26 protein-coding genes and 1 pseudogene are annotated in these 19888 nt (G+C 68.8%); 23 read left to right on the forward strand and 4 right to left on the reverse strand.

From position 1 onward, the window contains the following. Positions 1-169: 169 nt before the first annotated feature. Both ACGF5T_RS34695 and ACGF5T_RS34700 read right to left on the reverse strand, forming a co-directional pair. The gene (locus ACGF5T_RS34695; protein ID WP_366769228.1) at positions 170-553 is read right to left on the reverse strand and encodes an SH3 domain-containing protein; all 384 of its coding nucleotides are present in this window, start codon (positions 551-553) and stop codon (positions 170-172) included. Between the two features lie 1404 nt (positions 554-1957). Next, a pseudogene (locus tag ACGF5T_RS34700) lies at positions 1958-2606 on the reverse strand (DUF2637 domain-containing protein); the annotation flags it as partial. A 1347-nt stretch (positions 2607-3953) separates the two neighbouring features. Here ACGF5T_RS34700 and ACGF5T_RS34705 point away from each other — a divergent pair. From ACGF5T_RS34705 to ACGF5T_RS34715, 3 genes are all read left to right on the forward strand, one after another. Further along, positions 3954-4229: a hypothetical protein gene (locus ACGF5T_RS34705; RefSeq protein ID WP_366768935.1), complete on the forward strand. Its 276-nt coding sequence runs from the start codon at positions 3954-3956 to the stop codon at positions 4227-4229. Between the two features lie 68 nt (positions 4230-4297). Next, a complete protein-coding gene (locus ACGF5T_RS34710) occupies positions 4298-4537 on the forward strand; it encodes an antitoxin MazE7 (RefSeq protein ID WP_366768936.1) in 240 nt (79 codons plus the stop codon). Positions 4538-4576: 39 nt separating this feature from the next. Continuing rightward, a complete protein-coding gene (locus ACGF5T_RS34715) occupies positions 4577-4921 on the forward strand; it encodes a toxin Doc (protein ID WP_366768937.1) in 345 nt (114 codons plus the stop codon). A gap of 1 nt (position 4922) precedes the next feature. On the opposite strand, the gene ACGF5T_RS34720 is transcribed toward ACGF5T_RS34715, so the two are convergent. Further along, the gene (locus ACGF5T_RS34720) at positions 4923-5555 is read right to left on the reverse strand and encodes an HAD-IA family hydrolase (RefSeq protein ID WP_366768938.1); all 633 of its coding nucleotides are present in this window, start codon (positions 5553-5555) and stop codon (positions 4923-4925) included. A gap of 170 nt (positions 5556-5725) precedes the next feature. Between ACGF5T_RS34720 and ACGF5T_RS34725 the strand changes: the two genes are divergently transcribed. The 16 genes from ACGF5T_RS34725 to ACGF5T_RS34800 all read left to right on the forward strand — a co-directional run bounded on the left by ACGF5T_RS34725 (position 5726) and on the right by ACGF5T_RS34800 (position 17007). Further along, on the forward strand, positions 5726-6949 hold the full coding sequence (locus tag ACGF5T_RS34725) for a helix-turn-helix transcriptional regulator (protein ID WP_366768939.1): 1224 nt from the start codon (positions 5726-5728) through the stop codon (positions 6947-6949). Positions 6950-7165: 216 nt separating this feature from the next. Continuing rightward, positions 7166-7306 (forward strand): hypothetical protein, encoded by a 141-nt coding sequence (locus ACGF5T_RS34730; RefSeq protein WP_366768940.1) that lies wholly within the window; start codon positions 7166-7168, stop codon positions 7304-7306. A gap of 172 nt (positions 7307-7478) precedes the next feature. Then, the gene (locus ACGF5T_RS34735) at positions 7479-8021 is read left to right on the forward strand and encodes a hypothetical protein (protein ID WP_366768941.1); all 543 of its coding nucleotides are present in this window, start codon (positions 7479-7481) and stop codon (positions 8019-8021) included. Between the two features lie 32 nt (positions 8022-8053). Further along, positions 8054-8527: a DUF6415 family natural product biosynthesis protein gene (locus ACGF5T_RS34740; RefSeq protein WP_366768942.1), complete on the forward strand. Its 474-nt coding sequence runs from the start codon at positions 8054-8056 to the stop codon at positions 8525-8527. Next, positions 8515-8946 carry a DUF6302 family protein gene (locus ACGF5T_RS34745; RefSeq protein ID WP_366768943.1) on the forward strand — a complete coding sequence of 144 codons (432 nt, stop codon included), beginning with the start codon at positions 8515-8517 and terminating at the stop codon, positions 8944-8946. Before ACGF5T_RS34740 ends, ACGF5T_RS34745 begins: the two co-directional genes overlap by 13 nt. Positions 8947-8998: 52 nt before the next feature. Next, a complete protein-coding gene (locus tag ACGF5T_RS34750) occupies positions 8999-9196 on the forward strand; it encodes a DUF5999 family protein (protein ID WP_366768944.1) in 198 nt (65 codons plus the stop codon). Further along, positions 9193-9855: a hypothetical protein gene (locus tag ACGF5T_RS34755; RefSeq protein ID WP_366768945.1), complete on the forward strand. Its 663-nt coding sequence runs from the start codon at positions 9193-9195 to the stop codon at positions 9853-9855. The genes ACGF5T_RS34750 and ACGF5T_RS34755 overlap by 4 nt, the downstream gene beginning before the upstream one ends. An 89-nt stretch (positions 9856-9944) precedes the next feature. Then, the gene (locus tag ACGF5T_RS34760) at positions 9945-10412 is read left to right on the forward strand and encodes a DUF6082 family protein (protein ID WP_366768946.1); all 468 of its coding nucleotides are present in this window, start codon (positions 9945-9947) and stop codon (positions 10410-10412) included. Between the two features lie 88 nt (positions 10413-10500). After that, on the forward strand, positions 10501-11523 hold the full coding sequence (locus tag ACGF5T_RS34765; protein ID WP_366768947.1) for a thymidylate synthase: 1023 nt from the start codon (positions 10501-10503) through the stop codon (positions 11521-11523). Beyond that, positions 11520-12572, forward strand: a complete 1053-nt coding sequence (locus tag ACGF5T_RS34770) for a nucleoside-diphosphate kinase (protein WP_366768948.1) — start codon at positions 11520-11522, stop codon at positions 12570-12572. The genes ACGF5T_RS34765 and ACGF5T_RS34770 overlap by 4 nt, the downstream gene beginning before the upstream one ends. A gap of 26 nt (positions 12573-12598) precedes the next feature. Beyond that, positions 12599-13792 carry a radical SAM protein gene (locus ACGF5T_RS34775; protein ID WP_366768950.1) on the forward strand — a complete coding sequence of 398 codons (1194 nt, stop codon included), beginning with the start codon at positions 12599-12601 and terminating at the stop codon, positions 13790-13792. Continuing rightward, on the forward strand, positions 13789-14391 hold the full coding sequence (locus ACGF5T_RS34780; RefSeq protein ID WP_366768951.1) for a 3'-5' exonuclease: 603 nt from the start codon (positions 13789-13791) through the stop codon (positions 14389-14391). Before ACGF5T_RS34775 ends, ACGF5T_RS34780 begins: the two co-directional genes overlap by 4 nt. Then, on the forward strand, positions 14388-14984 hold the full coding sequence (locus ACGF5T_RS34785) for an AAA family ATPase (RefSeq protein ID WP_366768952.1): 597 nt from the start codon (positions 14388-14390) through the stop codon (positions 14982-14984). The genes ACGF5T_RS34780 and ACGF5T_RS34785 overlap by 4 nt, the downstream gene beginning before the upstream one ends. After that, a complete protein-coding gene (locus ACGF5T_RS34790; protein WP_366768953.1) occupies positions 14981-15760 on the forward strand; it encodes an aldo/keto reductase in 780 nt (259 codons plus the stop codon). The genes ACGF5T_RS34785 and ACGF5T_RS34790 overlap by 4 nt, the downstream gene beginning before the upstream one ends. Next, positions 15760-16272, forward strand: a complete 513-nt coding sequence (locus ACGF5T_RS34795) for a hypothetical protein (RefSeq protein WP_366768954.1) — start codon at positions 15760-15762, stop codon at positions 16270-16272. Before ACGF5T_RS34790 ends, ACGF5T_RS34795 begins: the two co-directional genes overlap by 1 nt. A 315-nt stretch (positions 16273-16587) precedes the next feature. Beyond that, positions 16588-17007 carry an ATP-binding protein gene (locus ACGF5T_RS34800; RefSeq protein ID WP_366768955.1) on the forward strand — a complete coding sequence of 140 codons (420 nt, stop codon included), beginning with the start codon at positions 16588-16590 and terminating at the stop codon, positions 17005-17007. Positions 17008-17048: 41 nt separating this feature from the next. Here the strand turns inward: ACGF5T_RS34800 and ACGF5T_RS34805 are convergent, their stop codons facing one another. Next, positions 17049-17195 (reverse strand): hypothetical protein, encoded by a 147-nt coding sequence (locus ACGF5T_RS34805; RefSeq protein ID WP_392890274.1) that lies wholly within the window; start codon positions 17193-17195, stop codon positions 17049-17051. Between ACGF5T_RS34805 and ACGF5T_RS34810 the strand changes: the two genes are divergently transcribed. The 4 genes from ACGF5T_RS34810 to ACGF5T_RS34825 all read left to right on the forward strand — a co-directional run bounded on the left by ACGF5T_RS34810 (position 17160) and on the right by ACGF5T_RS34825 (position 19870). Beyond that, positions 17160-17408 (forward strand): DUF6415 family natural product biosynthesis protein, encoded by a 249-nt coding sequence (locus ACGF5T_RS34810; protein WP_366768977.1) that lies wholly within the window; start codon positions 17160-17162, stop codon positions 17406-17408. The two genes, ACGF5T_RS34805 and ACGF5T_RS34810, sit on opposite strands and share 36 nt — an antisense overlap. Positions 17409-17464: 56 nt before the next feature. Next, positions 17465-18154 (forward strand): hypothetical protein, encoded by a 690-nt coding sequence (locus ACGF5T_RS34815; RefSeq protein ID WP_366768957.1) that lies wholly within the window; start codon positions 17465-17467, stop codon positions 18152-18154. A gap of 275 nt (positions 18155-18429) precedes the next feature. After that, positions 18430-18873: an ATP-binding protein gene (locus ACGF5T_RS34820; protein WP_366768958.1), complete on the forward strand. Its 444-nt coding sequence runs from the start codon at positions 18430-18432 to the stop codon at positions 18871-18873. A gap of 133 nt (positions 18874-19006) precedes the next feature. Then, on the forward strand, positions 19007-19870 hold the full coding sequence (locus tag ACGF5T_RS34825; protein WP_366768959.1) for a radical SAM protein: 864 nt from the start codon (positions 19007-19009) through the stop codon (positions 19868-19870). Positions 19871-19888: the final 18 nt, after the last annotated feature.

The following is a 19888-nucleotide window of genomic DNA, read 5'->3' on the forward strand; positions in this document are numbered from 1 at the left end:
GCTGCGGGCAGTGCGCAAGCAGTCGTGAGCTGCAACGCTGAAGAAGCTCAGTGATGAATTCGGAGGCCGGTCGGAGGCAGCGGACAGGCCGTCGACCGCCACAGGAATCTCCCGGCGGCCGACGGCCCGTTGAAGGGCTGGGGAGCGGTGTCCTCGGCGCGGGTCCCTGTCACTCGCAGGGATAGCTGGTGATGCGGACGGTGTACGCCGAGGAGACCCAGCGGTTGGTGCCCACGTTGCGGAAGCCGTTGGTGGTGGACGCCGACGCGAGGATCGTGGCGCCGTTGGAGTAGGACCCGACGACCGAGTAGCCGGTGCCGGGACCGCTGCGGATCAGCAGACCGCCGCTGGCGTTGACCCTGTAGTAGCACTTGGTGGCGAGCGCACCGGTCGGCGCAAGCTCCACGGCCGCTCCCGTCGTGCGGGCGGGTGCGGCGGCCTGGGCCGTGAGACCGCCGCCGAGGAGCGCGGCGGCGGACAGGGCCGCCACGGCTGCCGTGCGGGCGGTGGCGCGACGCAGTGACATGGTGCGGCGTGCTGCTGGGACGGTCATGGAATCGGTTCCCCTTGCGTCGTCGGTTCTGGGTGCGGAACACGTACGGAGGAGCAGGCCCGGTCGGCCGAACGGTGTCACCGCTCAAAGACACCGGTGCCGCGCACGACGTTAGCGCCATCGGGGCGAACAGCCGCCTGACACACGAGAACTCCTCAACCGGAACGGGGAGTGGCCCGTTCCGGTTGGGGAGTCCGGATGACGCTGAGTCAACGTAACTGAGACGTCAGACACTTTGATCAACAGCCCGGGGGCGTCAACCGTGCTGGGCGTTGGCGTGGTGATGGGTGAGGGCCTGCCAGCGTCGCTCGAATTCCTCGGCATGCTCGTTGATGTAGGCGGTGGTGATGGGCTTGTTGTACTGACCGGTGATTCCCTGGGCCGTGCAATGCTGCGCGACGGCGTCCGCTGCGGGGTTCTCACTGGCCGTCCGGTGTTCGGCCCAGACGTGGTAGACGCGGGCGGGCAGGAAATAGCGGCGCAGGTTGGCGGGGCTGACCGGTTTTCCGCCGCGACCGTAGGTTCCGTGCTGTGCGAGGTGGGCGGACAGTTCCTCGGCTGTGGGCTCGGCATTGTGCTCGGCCTGGTACTCCATCCATCCGAGGTAGTAGCGGTCGGCCGTGGTGAGGACGGCGTTTTCCGGTGATGATTCCGGTCCCGGCGGCGGGTCGTCGATGAGTGCATCCACCCGAGGGCTGCGCCTCTCCTTCGCGGCCTGCGCACCGGCCGCGGACGTCTCGAGCGCCTGCGGTACGGTGGCTTCGTCCGCGTCTTGACCGTCGGAATGGTCGGACGGTCCTCCGGCATCCTGTCCGCCGGCGGCTCCCTGTTGCTGGAAGCGGTTGACGAAGTCGACCAGGTCGTGGCCGGTGATGGGCAGGCCGCCGTCCCCGGTGATGGCGTCCCGCTGGTAGACGAAGGCTGCCAGGGCCTCGGCGTCCGGGAAGGTGCCGTACTCATCGGCGTAGGCGAGCCAGGCGCTGTGGAAGTAGTCGTGCCAGTCGATGGATTCGTCGCCCGGCCCCGACCCGTCAGAGCCGACCGGTACCGCGTAGCGCTGCCGAAGGGCCAGGAGGAGGGGCTGTACCTGGTTGTCGGCGAGGGGGTTTCCTGCCGCGGTGGTGATGCCGTACACGTCGCGCAGCCACGAAGCCCACTGCATGGGGGTCGGCTCGACCTCATAACGTGCAAGGAACGCCTGGTAGGCGTCCGCGAACCGTTCGGCCTCTGCCCCCGAGACGACCGTTGCGCCGGCAAGTCCCTCAGGCGTCGCTGCCGGATGCCCTGCCGGGCGTACCTGCGCGACCTCCGCCGGCGTCGGCTTACCGTCCGGCGCGGCGCTGGGCATGGTGTCGTCGGGCTGGTGAGCGGGGGCAGGGATCCGCTCGGCGGTGAACACGACCGAGGGCTCTTCGATGCCGGCGGCGGCGAGGCCCGCCGGGGCGGTCTGGGACAGGGGGACGCCGTAGCGGGCCAGGCGCAGCGGCATCAGGGACTCCACCGGGGCCTTGCGGCGCCAGCCGCGCCCGAAGCGGGAGCGCAGCCGGGCCTGGTAGACCAGCCGCTCCTGCTCCAGCTTGATCACCTGCTCGTAGGAGCGCAGCTCCCACAGCTTCATGCGGCGCCAGAGCAGGAAGGTCGGCCCCGGCGAGAGCAGCCAGCGGGTGAGGCGGACGCCCTCCATGTGCTTGTCGGCGGTGATGTCGGCGATCCGGCCGATCGCGTGCCGGGCGGCCTCGACGGACACCACGAACAGGATGGGGATCACGCCGTGCATGCCGACGCCGAGCGGGTCGGGCCAGGCGGCGGCGCCGTTGAACGCGATCGTCGCCGCCGTCAGCAGCCACGCGGTCTGGCGCAGCAGCGGGAACGGGATGCGGATCCAGGTCAGCAGCAGGTCCAGGGCCAGCAGGACGCAGATGCCCGCGTCGATGCCGATCGGGAAGACGTAGCTGAAGTTCCCGAAGCCCTTCTGCAGGGCCAGTTCCCGCACCGCCGCGTACGAACCGGCGAAGCCGATCCCGGCGATGATGACGGCACCGAAGACGACCATGCCGATGAGGACCCGATGTGCCCGGGTCAGCTGAGGCACCCCACCCGTCCCCGCTGCCACGCCCCACTCCTCCTGACAACTCGCCTCTCACAACTGAGCAAGTACCACACTGTCATGTCACACGACGCGTTGTGACCCCCGGTCCGGCCCCGTTGCCTGGCGAAAAGCGATCGCTACCGAGCGCTGCCCGGAAGCAGAACTCTGCCGTCCATGTGAGCAGCCCGGTGAGCGCATGCGTGCCGGCAAGCCGCTTCATCGCCCCGCAGGCTTGCCAGCACGCAGCGTCGCGCAGGGCCGCATCGTGCATTGCACCTGGTCCAGCACCCCTTGTTCGGTGAGGAGCGAGCTCGGATTGTCTCGGACGGTGGTCACCTCTGCGCCGTCGTCCAGGCCAAGCTCTACACAGGCGCTCCAGGCAGCGTGCACTTGCGAGACCGCGTCGGAGGTACAGCAGAGCCGCACGGCCCCCTGGAGACGTGCGGCGAAACCCAAGTGCGGCCCCCCACTCCCATGGAGGTCGGCGGCCAAGGCCTGACGCCTGTCGCGGGCGGATCAGTCGATCAGTGTCGGTCGTGTCTGAAGGTGGCAGAGCACAGGCCCGGCCAAGGACTTCACCGTCCGCCTCTATTGAAGCGGCGGATCACCGCGCGCGGCGCCTGCACAACCGAGTCAACCGCGACCGCACGCGCTTCGAATCAATGGGGCGTGACGGAAGGGCGGCTCGCCCAATCCTCAACCACCACGGCGAACGTCGCCGCGTACTTCGGCCACGCCGTGGAGAGGGGGAAGACGGACGGCCGCCTAATGCTCCCGGATCGTCTCCTGATACGCGAAGGGGGAGCGGCCGGACGCCTCCCTGGTCCGCGAGATGATCGAGGACTACCGGCTGGAGGAGTGCATCCCGGCGGGAGGGGAGAAGGGGCAGTCCGCTGACCTCACCCTGAAGTACCTAGTCAAGGTTACTCGCCAAGATCAACGAGAGCACCCCCATGGGCGCCGCGACCGGGTCATGCTCGTCCTGCCGTACGGGATGCTCTGGTCAAGCAGATCCGCGTGGACACCGACTGCGTACGGGTGTGGACCGCGAAGAGCAAGACCAGGCGCAGGGGAACGGGACGGTGGTGCTTCATCCGCGACCGGTCCTACCTGCGATCGTCGCCCGCGTGCGGGCCTGGCTCGCTGATCTCCGGATAGCCTAACCAGCACGATAAGAATCTCGCGGACGGCGAGCCTGGCTATTAGCCGGCTAAGCCGCTCTTCCCGGCCCTGGCCGCCACCGGCATTCTGAAGCGGCGGCAGAACGCGACCGCCCAGGGGGTCTTCGTCACGGGCCGGGCTGTCAACGAGATGGTCAAGGCCCGCGCCGAGAACGCCGGCGTCGCGCTGATCAACGGGCTCAAGGTCACCTCCCACAGCCTTCGCGCGGGCCCGAACACCGACATTGCCGAGGCCCTGGTCCCGCTCGCCGACCGCAACACCGCCGGCGACTGGACGCCGGACTTCACCCTCGCTGACGACGTCTACAACCGGCCCGACGGCACGATCGACACCAGCAAGGACGACCCCCTGGACGCCGTGCCGCTCTGGGCCTTCGAGGACCAGGCCGCGTTGGATAGACCATGAACGCGCAGGTCAGAGCCCTATTTTCCGGTCGCTGGTCCTGGTGCGGTCTCAGTCGGCATACTCGATGCATGGCTGGCATCGAAATCGACGACACCACTGTGGCCACGCTGCAGGCTCTGGCGGACGACGCTGGACTTCCCCTGGAGGTCTACCTCGACCGGGTGGCCGAGGAGAAGCAGCGCGAGCGCGCGCTGGCCAAGGGCGCCGAGACATTCCGGCGAGTGATCTCCGACCCGGAGACCGTCGCTGCGTTCGACACCGAGTACGGCGGCCCCGCGCAAGTCGCGCACACACCGCGGGCGGCCTGACCTGTGCCTGCCGAGTAATACGTCGACTACCGGTGGTTCTTGGAACGTCAGGAAGAACTGCTGCATGACCTCACGGTCAACGACTACTCCGTGTTCGTCGGCTTGGCGGCCCGCCACAAGGTCGACCCGCCCCGCCACGGCCAGCACCGCCCTGACGCGTTCTGGCGGGCGGCGGTGAAGCTGGAGGAGTGCATGATGCTGCGGCCGCTGCCGACCCGCAACGAGCTGGACGGGTACACCGTGGCTCTCGCCTACCTGTCCATGCACGACGAGCGTGTGAACGCAAAGTTCGAGTTGTGGCGTGAGCTGATCGCCGACACCCGCGCCCTGCGTCTCGACTCCTTCTCCATCGCCGAGCGGCTGCGCTCCCTGCGGCTGCCGTAGCTCACGCTGCGGCCGTACGCTCCAGCGCGGCGTCGAGCTGCGCGGCCGTGTCCTCCGGGTCCGTCGTGTGGTGGATGGTGCGGATGCCGAGTGCTTCGGCCGGCGGCAGGTTCTCAGCGTGGTCGTCGACGAACACGCATTCCGGACCCGTCAGCCCCAGAGCGTCAAGCGCCCGCTGGTAGATGAACGCCGACGGCTTCCGGACGCCTTCCCGCTCGGAGAGGATCACCGCGTCAAACGCGTCCTCCCACATCCCCAGGGCCTCGTACGGGTTGTAGGGCTCCAGGCCGAAGCTGTTCGAGAGCATCGCCACCTTGATCCCCGCAGCACGGGCACGGTCCGCGGCCGCCACGATCGCCGGCTCGGGGCGGAGGTTGGCCAGCGCCCGGCGCATCAGGTCGGTGGGGTCGATGCCGAGGATGCCGCCGATCACCCGGTTCCAGTCCTCCTGGGTGGCCTCGCCGACTTCGAGCCTTGAGTACACGGCCACGCCCTCGGGGTTCTCGTTGAGGGCGTGGAAGTAGGCGCCAGGCTCCAGGCCTTCGGACCGTTCAAAGGCCTGGCCGTTCAACCGCATACGTGTGGTGAGGACTCCGCCGAAGTCGAGGATCAGGCCGCGGTAGGAGGAGGACAAGAGGGGCTCCTTGCGAGACGCGCGTCGTAAGGGTGATCCCTGCCGTATTCGGCAAGGAACCTTTGAGGGCCCTCCCGCAGGGGGAGAGACATCCAGTATCCCCCCTCTAGACGGCCAACCGGCCTACGCTGGTTTCGAGCGCCCTACCCCTGCGGAGAACAGGCCAAATAATGTTGCATGCACGGGATTTATTCACTATCGGCCAACGGGTCAAGTACTACCGCGAGCGGCGCGGACTGGCCCAAAAGGGTCTGGGTGAGCTGATCGGCCGCTCGGAGAACTGGGTCTACAAGGTAGAGCACGAGCAGATCCCGATCGACAAGCTGTCCCTGCTCTTCGACCTGGCAAGGGTCCTGCGCTGCTCCCTCGAAGACCTCACGGGCGGGTTCCTGTCTGGGGTCGGTGCCGGCCTGGACACGGAGCACGAGCACGTCCCCGAGATCCGCAGTGCACTGTCGCTGCCCTCGTCGTTGCTGCCCGCTGCTGTCGGTTCGGTCTCCGTCGACGACTTCAAGAAGGACGTCTCCGACACGTGGAAGGTGTACGAGACCCAGTCCAAAGGCCGGTACCAGGACGTGGGCGCCCGCCTCCCCGTACTTCTGCGCCAGGGGCATGCGGCCCTGCGCGACGCATCAGGCCCCGACGAGCACGTGGCGCTGCGCCAGCTCGTCAGCCTGTACGGGCTCCATCAAATCTGGCTTCGCCGCGTCGGAGAACCGACCCTCGCTCGCATCGCCGCCGACCGAGGCCTGTCGCTCGCCGACAACGCCGGCGACCCTGCCCTCATCGCAGCCGCCGCCTGGAACCTCTCCTGCGTCCTCACCTCCGCCGGAGAAGTCCACGACAGCGTTGAACTCGCGCGGGCGACGATCGCCAACTGCGCTCCCAACGACGACTCGCACACCGCGCACTGGTCCGCGTACGGAGCACTGCATCTGCAGGCAGCCATCGCCGCGGTGCGCGCCACGAAGGGGCCCGCCGCCTGGGATCTTTACCGTGGAGCGAAGGCCGCGGCCGAGCGCGTCGGTTCGGACCGCAACGACTGGCATACCTGCTTCGGCCCCACCAACGTGGCCATGCACGAAGTGCACTTGACCGCCGAAGAGGGCAACGCGAGCGAAGCCCTGCGCTTGGCGGACACGGTGGAGATCAACCCCGAGCTGCCGCTGGAGCGTCGTACGCGGTACCTGATCGAGGTCATGAACTGCAACCGCATCCAGCGTGACGACTACGCCACCGTGCACGTGCTCACCAAGCTGCTGGAGCAGTCACCCGAGGAGATCGTCTTCTCACCACTGGTCAGGGAAGCCGTGACCGACCTGCTCAAGCGTGAGCGCCCTCTGTTCCGCGACGACCTACGCAAAGTGGCCACCCACATGGGCATCGCGGCTTGACCCTGAACAAGCCGTTCCGACCCTGAACCCCAGTCAGCCCTGAATTGGATTCAGGGGCGACCTGGGGAAATGGCCCTACGTTGTTGAGTCATGACGAAGGGTCACCCTGCGAATGAGGCCTCCGCCGCGTCCCTACCCACTCTGCGGGTAGAGCGCGCGGAGGGCACTCCGCTCCACCACACCGAGGCCGGCCGAATCGCCGTCCCGCTCAGCCTGATGCGCGGAACGCAGCGAGTCGAAGACACGGCGCTCGTCCTCACGGCCGAGCAGATGGAAGCCTTCTACGAGGAGATCGGCGCGATCCTCTACCCGCGCTGTGTGGCCAACCCGGCCCCGGCGGCGGAGGCCGCGTCATGACCGGCCCTCGCCGTACAGCCAGCGACCGCTTCCGACGTCTCGCCCTGGCCGACGCGGCTATGGCCCCCGCGTCCCCGGAGGCCCCGACTCTGCACCGTCTTCCCCTGCAGCGGAGTCGCCGCAGACAACTCTTCGCTTCCCTCAGCGAGCCGGAGGCCGGGAGGCAGGGCAGATGACCACCCCCACCCAGACTCTCGCCGAGCGGCTCGCCGCCTACCTGGACGGCATCCCCTCCCCCAACTGGCCAGCCCTTGCGAGCAGTCGCCTCAATGACTCCTGGTGGGACTTCACCGAAGAGTCGAAGATCCCGGCGAACCGACAGACGCGTCTCGTCCAGCTCTATCGCTCGACGCTCGACGCCGCCATCGCGCTCCCGGAAGCCCCCTACAAGGTCCTCCTGTACGCCAACACCATGGTGGACGAGCCGGCCCACGCCCTCGCAGCGGCGGAGACATACGCACACGACCGTGGGTGGCGCGTGGTCGGTCGCTTCGTCGACGCCACCACGGTCACGCAGCCGTGGACGCGCGAGGAGTGGCCGAAGGTCCTCCGTCAGCTCCGCGGAGGCTTCGCGCAGGGCGTGGTGACCGAAGGCCGGTCCGCGGTGTCGACCGCGGATGAGCCATACGAACAGACCTTGCGCTGGCTCTCCGACCACTTCAGCTTCATCGCGCACGCCAGGCCCGCCCCCCTCGCTTCGGCGGTAGCGCGATGACTTCTCCCTCACCCCCCGAAGGAACCGGCCCCATGCCGCCTGCCGCGACAGCCACAGAGCGCATCGCCATTCGCGAACCCGGCACGAGCTGGCGCCGACCGTCCTGGACGCAGCGGGAGGAGGACCTGCAACGTATCGCCGCGCTGCTCCGCGCAGGCCTTCCCATCGACAAGGCGTTCGACGACGTCGCGACCGTCGTCGGGGACGAATCCACCCCGGCCGAGGAGACAATCCCGGCCCTCATCGAACGTTTCCTGGGCACCGCCACCTCGCCCGGCCACCTCGCCGTCCTGGTCGACGCCGTCGAGAGGCAGCGGCACGGCAACGACCATCGCGAGCGAGAACGGCGCCTCGCCCGAGCGCGACAGGTGAAGGCGCAGCCGATGGTGTCCGACGCCGCCGGAGCTCCGCTCGGATACCTCCGACGACTGGGTTCCGCCGCCGAGGATCTGCTGGAGATCCTTCTGCCCGACGACGAGCCGGAGGCAACCCCGTGCCCCTCCTGACTTCGATAACGAAGCCAGCCATCACCGTGATGCCGCCGGCCGAGGCCTACGACTTCGACTACTTCAGCACCCGCGTCGCCCCCGAGCTGCTGTCGGCCAGCATCGCCATCCGCGTGTTCCGTATTCCGCTCCTCGCCATGCCAACGGGCGGGACCAGGCGCGGCGGATGTTTCGGCGTCGACAACCTTGCCATCGCACTCGCCGTCCGAGACGTCCTGACGCCCTTCGGTGGATTCCCCGATCTGCGCATCACGTGGCATGACGCCCCTCACAGCGCCTACGTCGTCGAATGGGGCGACCGCCCCCCAGCCACGTGGTCGGACGATGACGAGCGTCGGGCCTTCTACGGCCTCACGTCCCCCGGCCACCCCCACGCCCTCTCTTCGGCTGCCTCCGGCTTTTCGCCCGCAGCTTCGTAGGACGGCCGAAGAGGCCCCCAACCCGCCTTGCACGTCCGGAAGGAAAACCTTCATGTGTCGGCACGAACGCCCCTGCCCCACCGCGCACGCGGCCGATCGTGATGCGGCCGCCATAGGGGCCCGCCACGACGAACAGGGCTGGGTGCTTTTGTGCAACGGTGTCGTCCGCTTCGACGACACCGGCGAGGTCCTCCCGGACGGCCGCATCGTTGCCCCGCACCGGCCCGTCCCTGCGGGTGTGAGCGCATGAGCACCGCCATCCCGACCATGTTCACCTGGAAGGGCGTGCGGGTGCCGTACATCGCGCCCTGGACCGGTGAGATCCGGGAACAGCCCCGGCTCGAGAGGCGCCCACTCAACAGAGGCGGCGGCATCGCGTACGTCGACGAGCACCGGCTGTACGACCGACACGTCGGCATCCTGTGGTTGCGGATGGGTGCGGTGCGAGGCGCCGGCACGCCGATCCTCGCCGGGGTCAACTCGCAGCGCCAGCGGCAGGCCATGGTTCGCCAGCTCTGTCAGGTCTGCGGAGCAGCGACCTACGGTCGCGCGGACGGAACTCACCTCTACCTCCTGGCCGAACGGGAGGGCAGGCCCATCACCGAAGGTGAGCAAACCGCCTCCCCGCCCATCCATGAGGACTGCGCCGCGGAGGCACTGCGGAACTGTCCGCACCTGCGTGAGGGTGCTGTCGCCGCCCGCGTGGAACGCCCGGAGCCGTGGGGCATCGCCGGGATGCTGCACGACCCGGCAACCCTTGCGCCCCGCCCGTCCACCAGGCGCGGAGGACTGACCTTCCTGCCGTACACGTCTCTCAAGCTGCTGTGGGCGGTGGCCCACCTCGACGTGGTCTCCCTCCACGGCTGCAAGCCCGTGAACCTGGACAAGCTCCTGGCGCTTACGGCATAGACCGCCGGCGGTCCGGCGCCTCCCCCTAGCCCGGACCGTCGGCTTGCCCGCCCCTTCTCTTCCCTTCCCTTCCCTTCCAGACCAGGAGAGTGCCTTGCCCACAGTCTCGAAGACCTCTTGCGCGGTCCTCGTCCTCGCTGCGGTCGGCATCGTGCAGATCGTGCAAGCCGAGCGATACCACCGCAGGAAGCCAGCCCTGCACGCAACCGATATGCACCAGGCATGGTTGTCCGAGATCGCATCGAACGAGGAGCTGCGAACCGCATGGTTCGCGCCGGACCGGGACACATCGCCCAGCGGCAAATACGCACTCCTCGTTACAAGCCAACCGGCAGGTGAGCCTGCTCTCTTCGGAGTTCCGGGCGGGCCTGCTTGACCATCGCACGCTGCAGGTGCAGGCGAAATGGCTGATGGAACGCGAGCTCGGCCGCGCGTACTGGCGCGAGTTCGGTGCCTTCCGGGAGTCCGAGGCGAAGGACCGCGTCGACCGCGCAATCAACCGGGTCCTGGCGGACGAGTACACCGCTGTCGCCCCCGCGGACACGGTCACCGCATGAGACCCGCCGGCGGCCCGGTGCCCTCACGCCCGGACCGTCGGCGCTCCAACCACCCACCGCACCACCGTCCCCTGAACAGGAGGGTGTCTTGCTCACCGCACCGACCTTTCCCAGCGTGGAAGGCGCGTACGTCGCCTTACTGCAGCTCGCTACGAAGGAACCCGAGCACCAGATCGACGCGCGCGGCAACGCGGCCCGCGAGATCCTCGGCGTCAGCTTCCGTCTGCCCGACCCCCGGCAGCGGCTGCCGTACCTGGCTCAGCGCAAGGCCAACCCGGTCTTCCAGTTCGCCGAAGCGCTCTGGTACCTCGCGGGGCGCCGCGACCTGGAGATGATTGGCTACTACGCGCCGTCCATGCGTGCGAGCAGCGCGGACGGCGTCCACCTCGGCGGATCCGCGTACGGCTACACCCTCTTCCACCCGGCCGACAGGGGTCAGTCCCCCTTTGACCTCGTCGCCGAACTGCTGCTAAACGAGCCGGACAGCAAGCGCGGCTACCTGCCCGTGTTCTCGGCGTCCGAGCTCGCCGACCGCGCCAACCCGGACGTCGCGTGCCTGGCCGGCCTCCACCTGCTGCCGCGCGACGGCCACCTGCTCATGGTCTGCAACATGCGGGCGAACGATCTCGACTGCGGCCTGCTGTCCGACGTGTTCTCCTTCACGATGATCCAGGAGTACGCGGCCATCCAGCTCGGCCTGCGCCTGGGTACCTACACCCACACGATCGGCTCCGCCCACGTCAACGACCACAACGCCGACCGCGTCCGTCGAGTCCTGGAGGAGGCCGCCACCGGCCCTGCGGTCACCTTCACGTTCCCGGCGATGCCCGAGGACACCACCGCGGCGACGCTCGAACGCCTCCTGGTCCACGAAGAGGCGCTGCGCACCAACGAGCTGCGGTACACCGCCGCGCACATTCAGAACCGTCTCGATCTGCATCCGTACTGGCAGCAGGTCGTGATGCTGTTCGAGCTGTACCGGCAGATTCAGCACGACCAGGTCAAGGCCGTCGACCTGGCGCTCCTGCACGCCTTGGACCCGGGCCTGCGCTGGCTGATGGTCCGCAAGTGGCCGGCCTGCGCCGCAGCGGTCGACGGCGGTGCGCAGTGAGCGCGGGCAAGCCCATGAACGGCGCCGTGGTGGACGGGGTCGACTTCGACCGGTGGGCCGTCATCCTGTGCAAGCCGGACGCCGTGACGCGCGGGCTGACCGCGCGCATCCTGGAGATGATTTCGTCCGCGGGCTTCACCGTCAGCGACCGCATGGACGTCATCGCTCAGCCGTGGCAAGCCCACGTCACCTACCGGGATTTGCTCGCCGACACCGGGCGCCGCGATATGCGCGACCTGCCCGCGTACGTCGACGCCGCTTACGCGGGCAAGCCCGTCACGCTGGCCCTGGCGCACGGTGAGCCCGGCATCCATGCCCGGCTGCGGCAGCTCATCGGCCACACCGACCCCACCCGCGCCGTGCCCGGGACGATCCGCGGCGACCTGGGCGACGACAGTCTCGCCGTTGCCCGCGGGGAGAACCGGCTCGTGCGGAACCTGGTGCACACCTCCGACGACCCGGAAGGGGCCCGCCGCGAGTACGGCACTTGGTACGGTCCGGGCCGCCGACTGCATGTCAGCGACTTCGACCGCTGTTCGGTCGTGCTGTGCAAGCCCGACGCCGTGGCGCGGGGCCTGGTCGACTCGGTGCTGGAGCGGATCGCGGCCGCGGGCGCCACGATTGCCAACCGGATCGACGTCACCGTGCAGCCGTGGCAGGCCCACGTGCACTACTGGGACCTGCTGGTGGATGCCGACTGGTTCCCCGACCGGGACATCCCCGCGTATCTGGACGACGCGTACGCGGGCAAGCAGGTCACTACCGTCCTCGCGTACGGCGAGCCGGGCATCCACGGCCGGCTGCGGCAGCTCATCGGGCATTTCGACCCCACCCGCGCGGCCGTCGGCACCATCCGCGGCGATCTCGGCAACGACAGCCTGAAGGCGGCGCTCGACCAGAAGCGCCTCGTGCACAACCTGGTGCACACCTCCGACGACGCGGACGCGGCCCGCCGCGACTTCGGCACCTGGTACGGCGCCCGTCGGCGCGTACTGCTCACGGCTCCGTCGTCCAGCGTTCCCCTGCAGCCCACGCACATCGACCGCTGACCGTTCTTCTGCCCTGGAGGTCTCTCGTGACTGCACCGTCGATACCGCGTCGCCGCCCGCTGCCCCTCCTGAACGCTGAGCAGATCAGCGGCCTCAACCCCGGCCTCGCCGACGTGATCGAATACCGCAAGTCGGGTCTGTCGCTGAACCACGTCGTCGGCTGCCCGCTGGACTGCGGCTACTGCGTTCGGCACCTGTTCGGCAACTTCGAGATGAAGACGCCGCGGGCGCTGATGAGCGACGAAGACGCCGTCGCCCAGATGGTCGGCCACCCCTACTTCCGGCCGTACAAGACGCCCATCCAGATCTTCAACAGGGCCACCGACCCGATGCTGCCAGTGGTCAAACCCCACACCTTCGAGGTCCTGCGCCTGCTCGACGAGCGAGGTCTGACCAACCACGTCCTCGTCATAACCCGCTGGCGGGTGAGCGCCGAGGACTGCGCCGTCCTCAACTCCTTCAAGAACCTGCGCCTTACGGTGCTGGTCACCCACTCCGGCATCGACCACCCGGAGATCGAGCCCGTCAACTCCACGTACGCGGCCGACAGTCTCCGCATGCTGTACGAGCACGCCGAGAACTACCGCACCGTCCTGTACTGGCGGCCGATCGTGCCCGGCCTCAACGACTCCGACGAGCACATCGAGCGGGCCCGCGAGCTGTCCCTGCACGCGCACGCCACCGTCTTCACGGGCCTGTTCTTCCGTGACGAGATCAAGGCGTACTACGAGAGCCACGGCATGCCGACGCCGTACGAGGACACCGCCCGGCGCAAGATCATGCCCGAGCAGGCGGAGCAGCGCATCCTGGACGCCTTCGACCTGCACAAGGCCGCAGGTGGAGCCGAGTGGGGAACGCTGTTCCGCAAGACGAGCTGCGGCGTGGCCTATGCCTGGGGCGAGGCCGACTACAACGGCCACTATGGCGTCAGGGAGCTGTGCGACATCTGCCCGCCCGAACAGATCGCCCTGTGCAAGAAGGCGTGGGTTAAGCCGCCGCTGGACGCCGTCGTGCACGAAGCGCGTGCGCTCGGGGCTGTTGGCGAGATCGCGGTCAACGACCGTGCCATCGTCGTTGAGGGACTGGACGAGCCGCCCCGCTACTACCTGCAGCACGGATTCAGCTACCAGTGCCACGACCGGAGCAAGCCCCACCACTACCGCCAGCACGGCCGGGCCCCCATCGGCTGGGAGGCGGAGGACGGACCCAAGACCGCATGAACTTCGCCACCTGGCCCGCGCTGCTCGTCGTCGACGTCGAAGGCAACGGCACCAACCCGCCCGACCTCGTCGAAGTCGCTGCGCTGCCCATCCGGGACGGACGCCCCGACAAGAGCACCGCGGGTTGGTGGCTGACCTGCCCGAACCGCCCCGTCACCCCCTTCGCCACCCGTGTGCACGGTCTGACCGACACCGACCTGGCCGACAAGCCCGCATGGACCGAGATCGCGGGGAAGGTGCACACCTTCCTGGGCGACGCGTGGATCTGCGCGCACAACGCGCACACCGACTACCGCGTGCTGGCCGCGCATCTGCCCGGCTGGGAGCCCGCCGGCGTCCTGGACACCCTTCGTCTGGCGAAGGCCACCTTCCCCGAACTCGGCAAATACAGCCTGGACAAGCTCATCGAGCACGTACGACCCGACCTGAGCGAGGCGCCCGGTGCCCGGCACCGGGCCACCTTCGACGCCTACGCCACGGCGCAGCTCCTGATCGCCATGGCCTCCCGCTACGACACCTGGGACCAGCTGGTCGCCGCGGCCGTGCCGCCCGGCCTGCCCGGCGCCCCCGAACCAGAAAAGGACCCCACCCTGTGGTGACCTCCTCCAAGCCCCTGCGGATCGCGGTGCTCGGCACTCACTCCACGGGCAAGACGACACTCCTGAAGCGCATAGAGATGGAGCTGCGCGGCCACGGCCTCACCGTCGCGCGCACCGGCCGCCTCGGCAAGCGCGCCGCCGCGGCTGGCCTACCCAAGATGCAGCACCACACCGTCCAGTCCACCGAGTGGGTCATCGCGCAGGGCATCCTGGACGAGACGCACGCCGCCGCTCAGGGCGCCGAAGTCGTCCTCATCGACCGAGCCGCCCACGACGCCGTCGCCTACTTCGAGGCCGCGACGGCGCTCCGGGCCGAGACCCCGACCCGGCTCGAACGCGAACGGCTGCTGACCCTGGCCTCCACACAGCTCCCCAAGTACGACCTGCTGTTCGCGACCGTGCTCGACGAGACCGTCCCCGTCGACACCAGCCACGATTACGACGTCGCGTTCCGGCGCCTCGTCGACGACCGTGTGCACCGGCTCCTCGCCAACGACATCATCCCCCACCAGCGGGTCACCAGCGACCCCGACAACCAAGCTCACGCCATCGACGTCGCCGTCCAGCGCTGCCTGAACGAGGGGCTCGTATGATCCCCGCTCCGCCCGCTGGCAGCATCACCATCGCCGGCAAGACCGTCTCGCGACTCGGCTTCGGCACCATGCGGCTGACCGGCCCCGGCACGTGGGGCGACCCGGATGACCGCCTCATGGCCCTCACCGTGTTGCGCCAGGCCGTGCACACCCACGGCGTCAGCCACATCGACACCGCCGACGCCTACGGACCACACACCGTCGAACACCTCGTCCGCGACGCGCTCTACCCCTACCCCGACCATGTACTGATCGCCACGAAGGTCGGCATGGTCCGGCCCGGGCCCGGCCAGTGGAAGCCGCTCGGCAACCCGTTCTACCTGCGAGCTTGCGTCGAGGCGAGCCTGCGCCGGTTGAAGGTGGAGCGACTGGAGCTGTGCTACCTGCACCGCATCGACCCCGAAGTCTCGCGCGACGACCAGATCGCGGTGCTGCACGCCCTGCAGGACGAGGGGAAGATCGGGCACATTGGACTGTCGAAGGTCACGCCCGAGGACATCCGGTACGTCCTCAAGTACCGGCCCGTCGCCGCGGTGCAGAACGTGCTGAACACCACCGACCGCGATGACCCGGCCGTGGAGATGTGCCGCGACCTCAACATCCCGTACGTGGCCTACCGACCGCTTAACGCTGGCAACCTGGCCCACGCCAACGGGCCCGCCGCGCCGCTGAACTGGCTTCTCTCTCAGGGCTCCCACGTCGCGCCCATTCCCAGTACCACCCAGCCCCGGCACCTCGACGAAATCGTGACGGCCGTGCAGGACGGCCTGGCCTGATGCCCACCGCAACGACCCTCGCACCCGTGCCCCACCCTCCCGCCCCCTACGAGAACTGGCGGCCGCCAGTGATTGGCGTCTCCCTACTGGTCCCGGTCGGGGCCGACTGCATCACTGTCGCCGACCTCAGCGGCATGCTGATGCTCCCCGTTGGCGGCGTATACGACGGTCAGACGCCGAAGGAAGCCGGCTACCACACGCTCAACGACCCGTCCGGCGAGTTGCGGCTGCTGCGGCGAGTCACCGTTGACTGGGTCCAGACGCGACGCAGGAAGGTGATCATCCACGTCGTGGCCACTGCACCCATGACACGCGATGCGGTGACGAGGCTGGTATACCGCGACCCGCGGGCGTCGGTGCGCGTCATGCCGACCCTGCAGTTCCTTGACCAGGCATGGCCATCCAGCAGGAGACGACTCCTGGTCAGTCTCCAGGCCCTGGCTACTGGAGAGACAGCCTGCTTGGAGGACGGTGCCGTCAGAGCTGCAGTCCCCTCGGTCCCCGGCGCGTGATCTTCCCGGGCGCGGCCATCCGCATCGGTGGCGGCCGCGCCCGGGAGTTGACGTAACGGATCACGGCGCGGACACGTCTCCCAGAGTGGCCAATGAATGGGTTGCCGTTGTCAGTAGGAACGAACGAGACATTTCCGGATGGGTCTGACAAACATGGCACGGACTTTTCCTGCCCGTAGAAGGCAAAGCGTCGTTCACTCGTGTACGGCCGCACGACAACCGCACCCAGAGGTCCTGATGACCGTGATGGCAACGCCACGTCCCACGACAGCCCCACAGAAGACTCGCGCGCTCCCGGCCCGTGGCGGAGACGTGATGAGTGAACGTTTCAAGGTCTCCGCACCCAGCGGTTTGCCCCCACGCGGCGAGGACGCTTTGCGGGTGGGGATCATGCGTCGCATCGCGGCGGCGCGGCTGCGCTACTGCGGGCTTGAGGCGATGACGGATGACGTGATGTTGATCGTCTCTGAGTTGCTGGCCAACGCCCTGCAGCACAGCGGCACCACCGAGATCAGCCTGGTCATCACCGTCGCCGACGGGGCTTTGCGGGTGCGGGTGCGAGATGGCATGCCGGCTCCCGCCGCACCCCGGCGCCCCGGTCCCATCGCGGAGTCCGGTCGGGGTCTGCTGCTCGTCGACGCCGTGGCCAAGGAGAACGGCGGCACCTGGGGAACCAGCGAGGCCGGGGCAGAGACGTGGTGCTGCCTGCCGCTTCCCCCGCAGGGACAGCCGTGACTGTCTTAGCCGCCCCCTCATGGTCTGCGCCGCTGGGCACGTCAGAGCTGGCCGGCGTCCTGGCCAAACTGCGGCAGTGGACCCCCTACGACGGCGACACGGTCCTCGATGACGTCGGCGCAGTACTGGACGACGTCCTCCCACACCAGGATGTGCTCGCTGCCCTTGCGGTGCGCCTGAGTGGGCACCTGGCCAGGCTCGCGGACATCGCCGTCGCCTCCGAAGCCGACCAAGAGGATCTTGAGGCGGAGCGACTGGTCCAGCAGGCCCGAGCCGTGTGCGCTCAGCGGAGGTCCGTCGCTCAGGTGCCGACGGTGGGCCAACTGCGGCGGCTGGCCTGGGCCGTCAACGAACTCCTGGAGCGCCTGACAGCCCTCGGATGTCTCAGGGCGGCGGCATGAGGACTCCCCCGCTCCCATCTGGCACAACGAGAGAGAAGAACCGCACCGTGCATGCCGTGTCCGATCAGGGCCTGGTCCCCTTCATCACCCAGCGCGAGGGCGAGGAAGCGGCGCCGGACAACCTCCTCATCCACCGGCACGCGGCCGGGCCCCGGCTGTACTACGGCGACGAGGACCCCAGGGACCGGCCCCTGCGCGGCATTCTGTGGGCGCGGTGCGGCTTCAACCCCGTCGACGAGCGGCAGATGCCGACCGGCGTCCCGCAGTGGAAGCTCATGCATCCCTACCGGCAGATGCTCACCATGCAGGCACTGCACTGCCAGGTCTGCGCACGGCCCGCCCGCACTCCGCTCGGCTTCATCTTCCTCACCGGCCCCCGGGACGAAGACCCCATCAGGGCAGAGATCCTCACCAACCAGCCGCCGGTGTGCGCCAAGCACGCCCGCGCCGCGGCCGCGCTCTGCCCCCACCTGGAGCAGAACCCCATGGTCTTCCTGGCCCGGAGTGCGCCCCTGTACGGCGTGCACGGCACCCTCTACGGCCTCGACGCACAAGCACAGGTGCGGGTCGTCGCCCAACCCGACCACGCCCTGCCCTTCGCCCACCCCAACGTTCCTACCCTGCTCGCCTCCCAGCTCATCCGACGCCTCAGCAGCTTCCGCGTCCTCGACATGACCGAACTTCTGCACCAACTCGCCGACCACGCCGCACACGGTTCGGCCCGTGACCCGGCGGCTCACCGCTGAAGCCCTGCCAGCCAGGCCGGCACGGCCGCCGTCCCGACCCGGGATCCAGGCATTGCTGCCCCCACCGCCCAGGAGCGTGGCAGCGCAGGGCCTCAAAGACTCACCGGCCGGCCACGCGAAGGACAGGCGGCCGGTGAACAGGGGCGGGTCCGCGGAGTTCCCCCGACTCCACCTCTGCACGGACCCGCCCCACCCAGCTACCGCCACACGGAAGCGTTTCCCCAGCGCCACCCCCAGACCCCCTCCCCTCGTTTCGGTGTAGAGGAGTTCCACACGTGAAGGCCCAAGCGGTGACCGCACCGGTCGTACGCACAGCCACCCTGAAGCTGCCCACCCACACCGGCGCGATGACCATGGCACGCATCATGGGCCGCACTCTGCTCACCGTGCTGGACTGGCCCGGCAACATCCATGCTGCGACCGACGTCCTGGGCCACCTCGTCGACAACGCCCTCCAGCACGGTCACACCCCCGAAACGACAGGCCGCCTCCGCGAGATCCGCGCCTGGCTCCGCGTCACCGAAGCCCACGAACTCATCATCGACGTCGCCGACCCACGCCCCGTCTTCGAACACTTCACCGACGCCGTCAACAGCCGCTCAGGGCGCAGCCTGTGGCATGTCAGGCAACACGGCGCCCACCTCAGCTGGTTCCTCACACCCCAGTGCGGTGGGAAAACCGTACGCGCCACCATCACCGCCGAACCCTCGCCCCCGTAATCACCGCCGCTCCCACCTTCGCGCCCGGCGGCGGCACCGGCACCGGCGCGAGGCAAGCCCCGACTGTGCTCCCCCGACGGCCAAGCCCCGCCCGCGACGGCACTCAGCAGCACCCGCCCAAAGGAGAGGCACCATGACGATCAGTCCCCAGTCCCCGACCCACACAGCGGTACCCGAGTTCCTCGAGCTGGAGATCACCGCAAGATGCCAACTCACCTGTCCGTCCCTGTGCTACGCCAAGGCCGGCCCCACCGAGGGACACGGCAGCATGACCACCGACGACTGGAAGCTCCTCATCAGCGAAGCCGCCAGCATCGGCGTGAAGAAGGTGCAGTTCATCGGCGGTGAGCCGACCATGCACCCCGACTTCGAGGCCCTAATGCACCGAGCCCTCGCCCTTGGGCTCGACGTGCAGGTCTACAGCAACCTGTACCGCGTGAAGCTGGAGCACTGGGTTCTGTTCGCGCATCCGAAGGTGTCCCTGGCGACGTCCTACTACAGCGACCTCGCCGAGGAACACGAGCGGGTGACCGGCCACAGGGGCTCCCACGCAGCGACCCGTGCGAACATCGTCCAGGCCGTGCACCGGCACATCGCGCTGCAGGTGGGCATCGTCAAAGTGTTCGACGGGCAGCGCACCGCGCAGGCCCGCCACGAGCTGCTCGCGCTCGGCGTGCGCACCGTGAACATCGACCGTGTCCGCAGCGTCGGCCGGGGCGAGGTCCACGTCCCCAGCACCGCGGACCTGTGCGGCCGGTGCGACAAGGGCCGGGCCGCGGTCATGCCGGACGGCACGGTCACCCCGTGCGTCTTGGGCCGCTTCCTCGGTACGGGGAACGCGAAGACGGACGGGCTGGCCAACGTCTTCAGCGGACAGCCCTGGGCGGACACCGCGGCGAGGATCCCCCGGCGGCCCGTGCCGACGGCCGGCTGCACCCCGGCCGACTCCAACGACTGCGACCCGGCGAACACGCCGGCCTGTGATCCTGCCTACTAGGACGAGAGGGGCGAAGAC

It is taken from the genome of Streptomyces sp. NPDC047853 (genome assembly GCF_043204535.1).
Lineage (GTDB): Bacteria > Actinomycetota > Actinomycetes > Streptomycetales > Streptomycetaceae > Streptomyces.

Excerpts from the sequence above, each read along its gene's own strand:
- ACGF5T_RS34825 (WP_366768959.1), top strand. The coding sequence starts at position 19,007 with ATGACGATCAGTCCCCAGTCCCCGACCCACACAGCGGTACCCGAGTTC.
- ACGF5T_RS34725 (WP_366768939.1), top strand. The coding sequence starts at position 5,726 with ATGTTGCATGCACGGGATTTATTCACTATCGGCCAACGGGTCAAGTAC.
- ACGF5T_RS34795 (WP_366768954.1), top strand. The coding sequence starts at position 15,760 with ATGCCCACCGCAACGACCCTCGCACCCGTGCCCCACCCTCCCGCCCCC.
- ACGF5T_RS34710 (WP_366768936.1), top strand. The coding sequence starts at position 4,298 with ATGGCTGGCATCGAAATCGACGACACCACTGTGGCCACGCTGCAGGCT.
- ACGF5T_RS34790 (WP_366768953.1), top strand. The coding sequence starts at position 14,981 with ATGATCCCCGCTCCGCCCGCTGGCAGCATCACCATCGCCGGCAAGACC.
- ACGF5T_RS34730 (WP_366768940.1), top strand. The coding sequence starts at position 7,166 with ATGCGCGGAACGCAGCGAGTCGAAGACACGGCGCTCGTCCTCACGGCC.
- ACGF5T_RS34705 (WP_366768935.1), top strand. The coding sequence starts at position 3,954 with ATGGTCAAGGCCCGCGCCGAGAACGCCGGCGTCGCGCTGATCAACGGG.
- ACGF5T_RS34735 (WP_366768941.1), top strand. The coding sequence starts at position 7,479 with ATGACCACCCCCACCCAGACTCTCGCCGAGCGGCTCGCCGCCTACCTG.
- ACGF5T_RS34755 (WP_366768945.1), top strand. The coding sequence starts at position 9,193 with ATGAGCACCGCCATCCCGACCATGTTCACCTGGAAGGGCGTGCGGGTG.
- ACGF5T_RS34780 (WP_366768951.1), top strand. The coding sequence starts at position 13,789 with ATGAACTTCGCCACCTGGCCCGCGCTGCTCGTCGTCGACGTCGAAGGC.
- ACGF5T_RS34695 (WP_366769228.1), bottom strand. The coding sequence starts at position 553 with ATGACCGTCCCAGCAGCACGCCGCACCATGTCACTGCGTCGCGCCACC.
- ACGF5T_RS34750 (WP_366768944.1), top strand. The coding sequence starts at position 8,999 with ATGTGTCGGCACGAACGCCCCTGCCCCACCGCGCACGCGGCCGATCGT.
- ACGF5T_RS34740 (WP_366768942.1), top strand. The coding sequence starts at position 8,054 with ATGCCGCCTGCCGCGACAGCCACAGAGCGCATCGCCATTCGCGAACCC.
- ACGF5T_RS34800 (WP_366768955.1), top strand. The coding sequence starts at position 16,588 with ATGAGTGAACGTTTCAAGGTCTCCGCACCCAGCGGTTTGCCCCCACGC.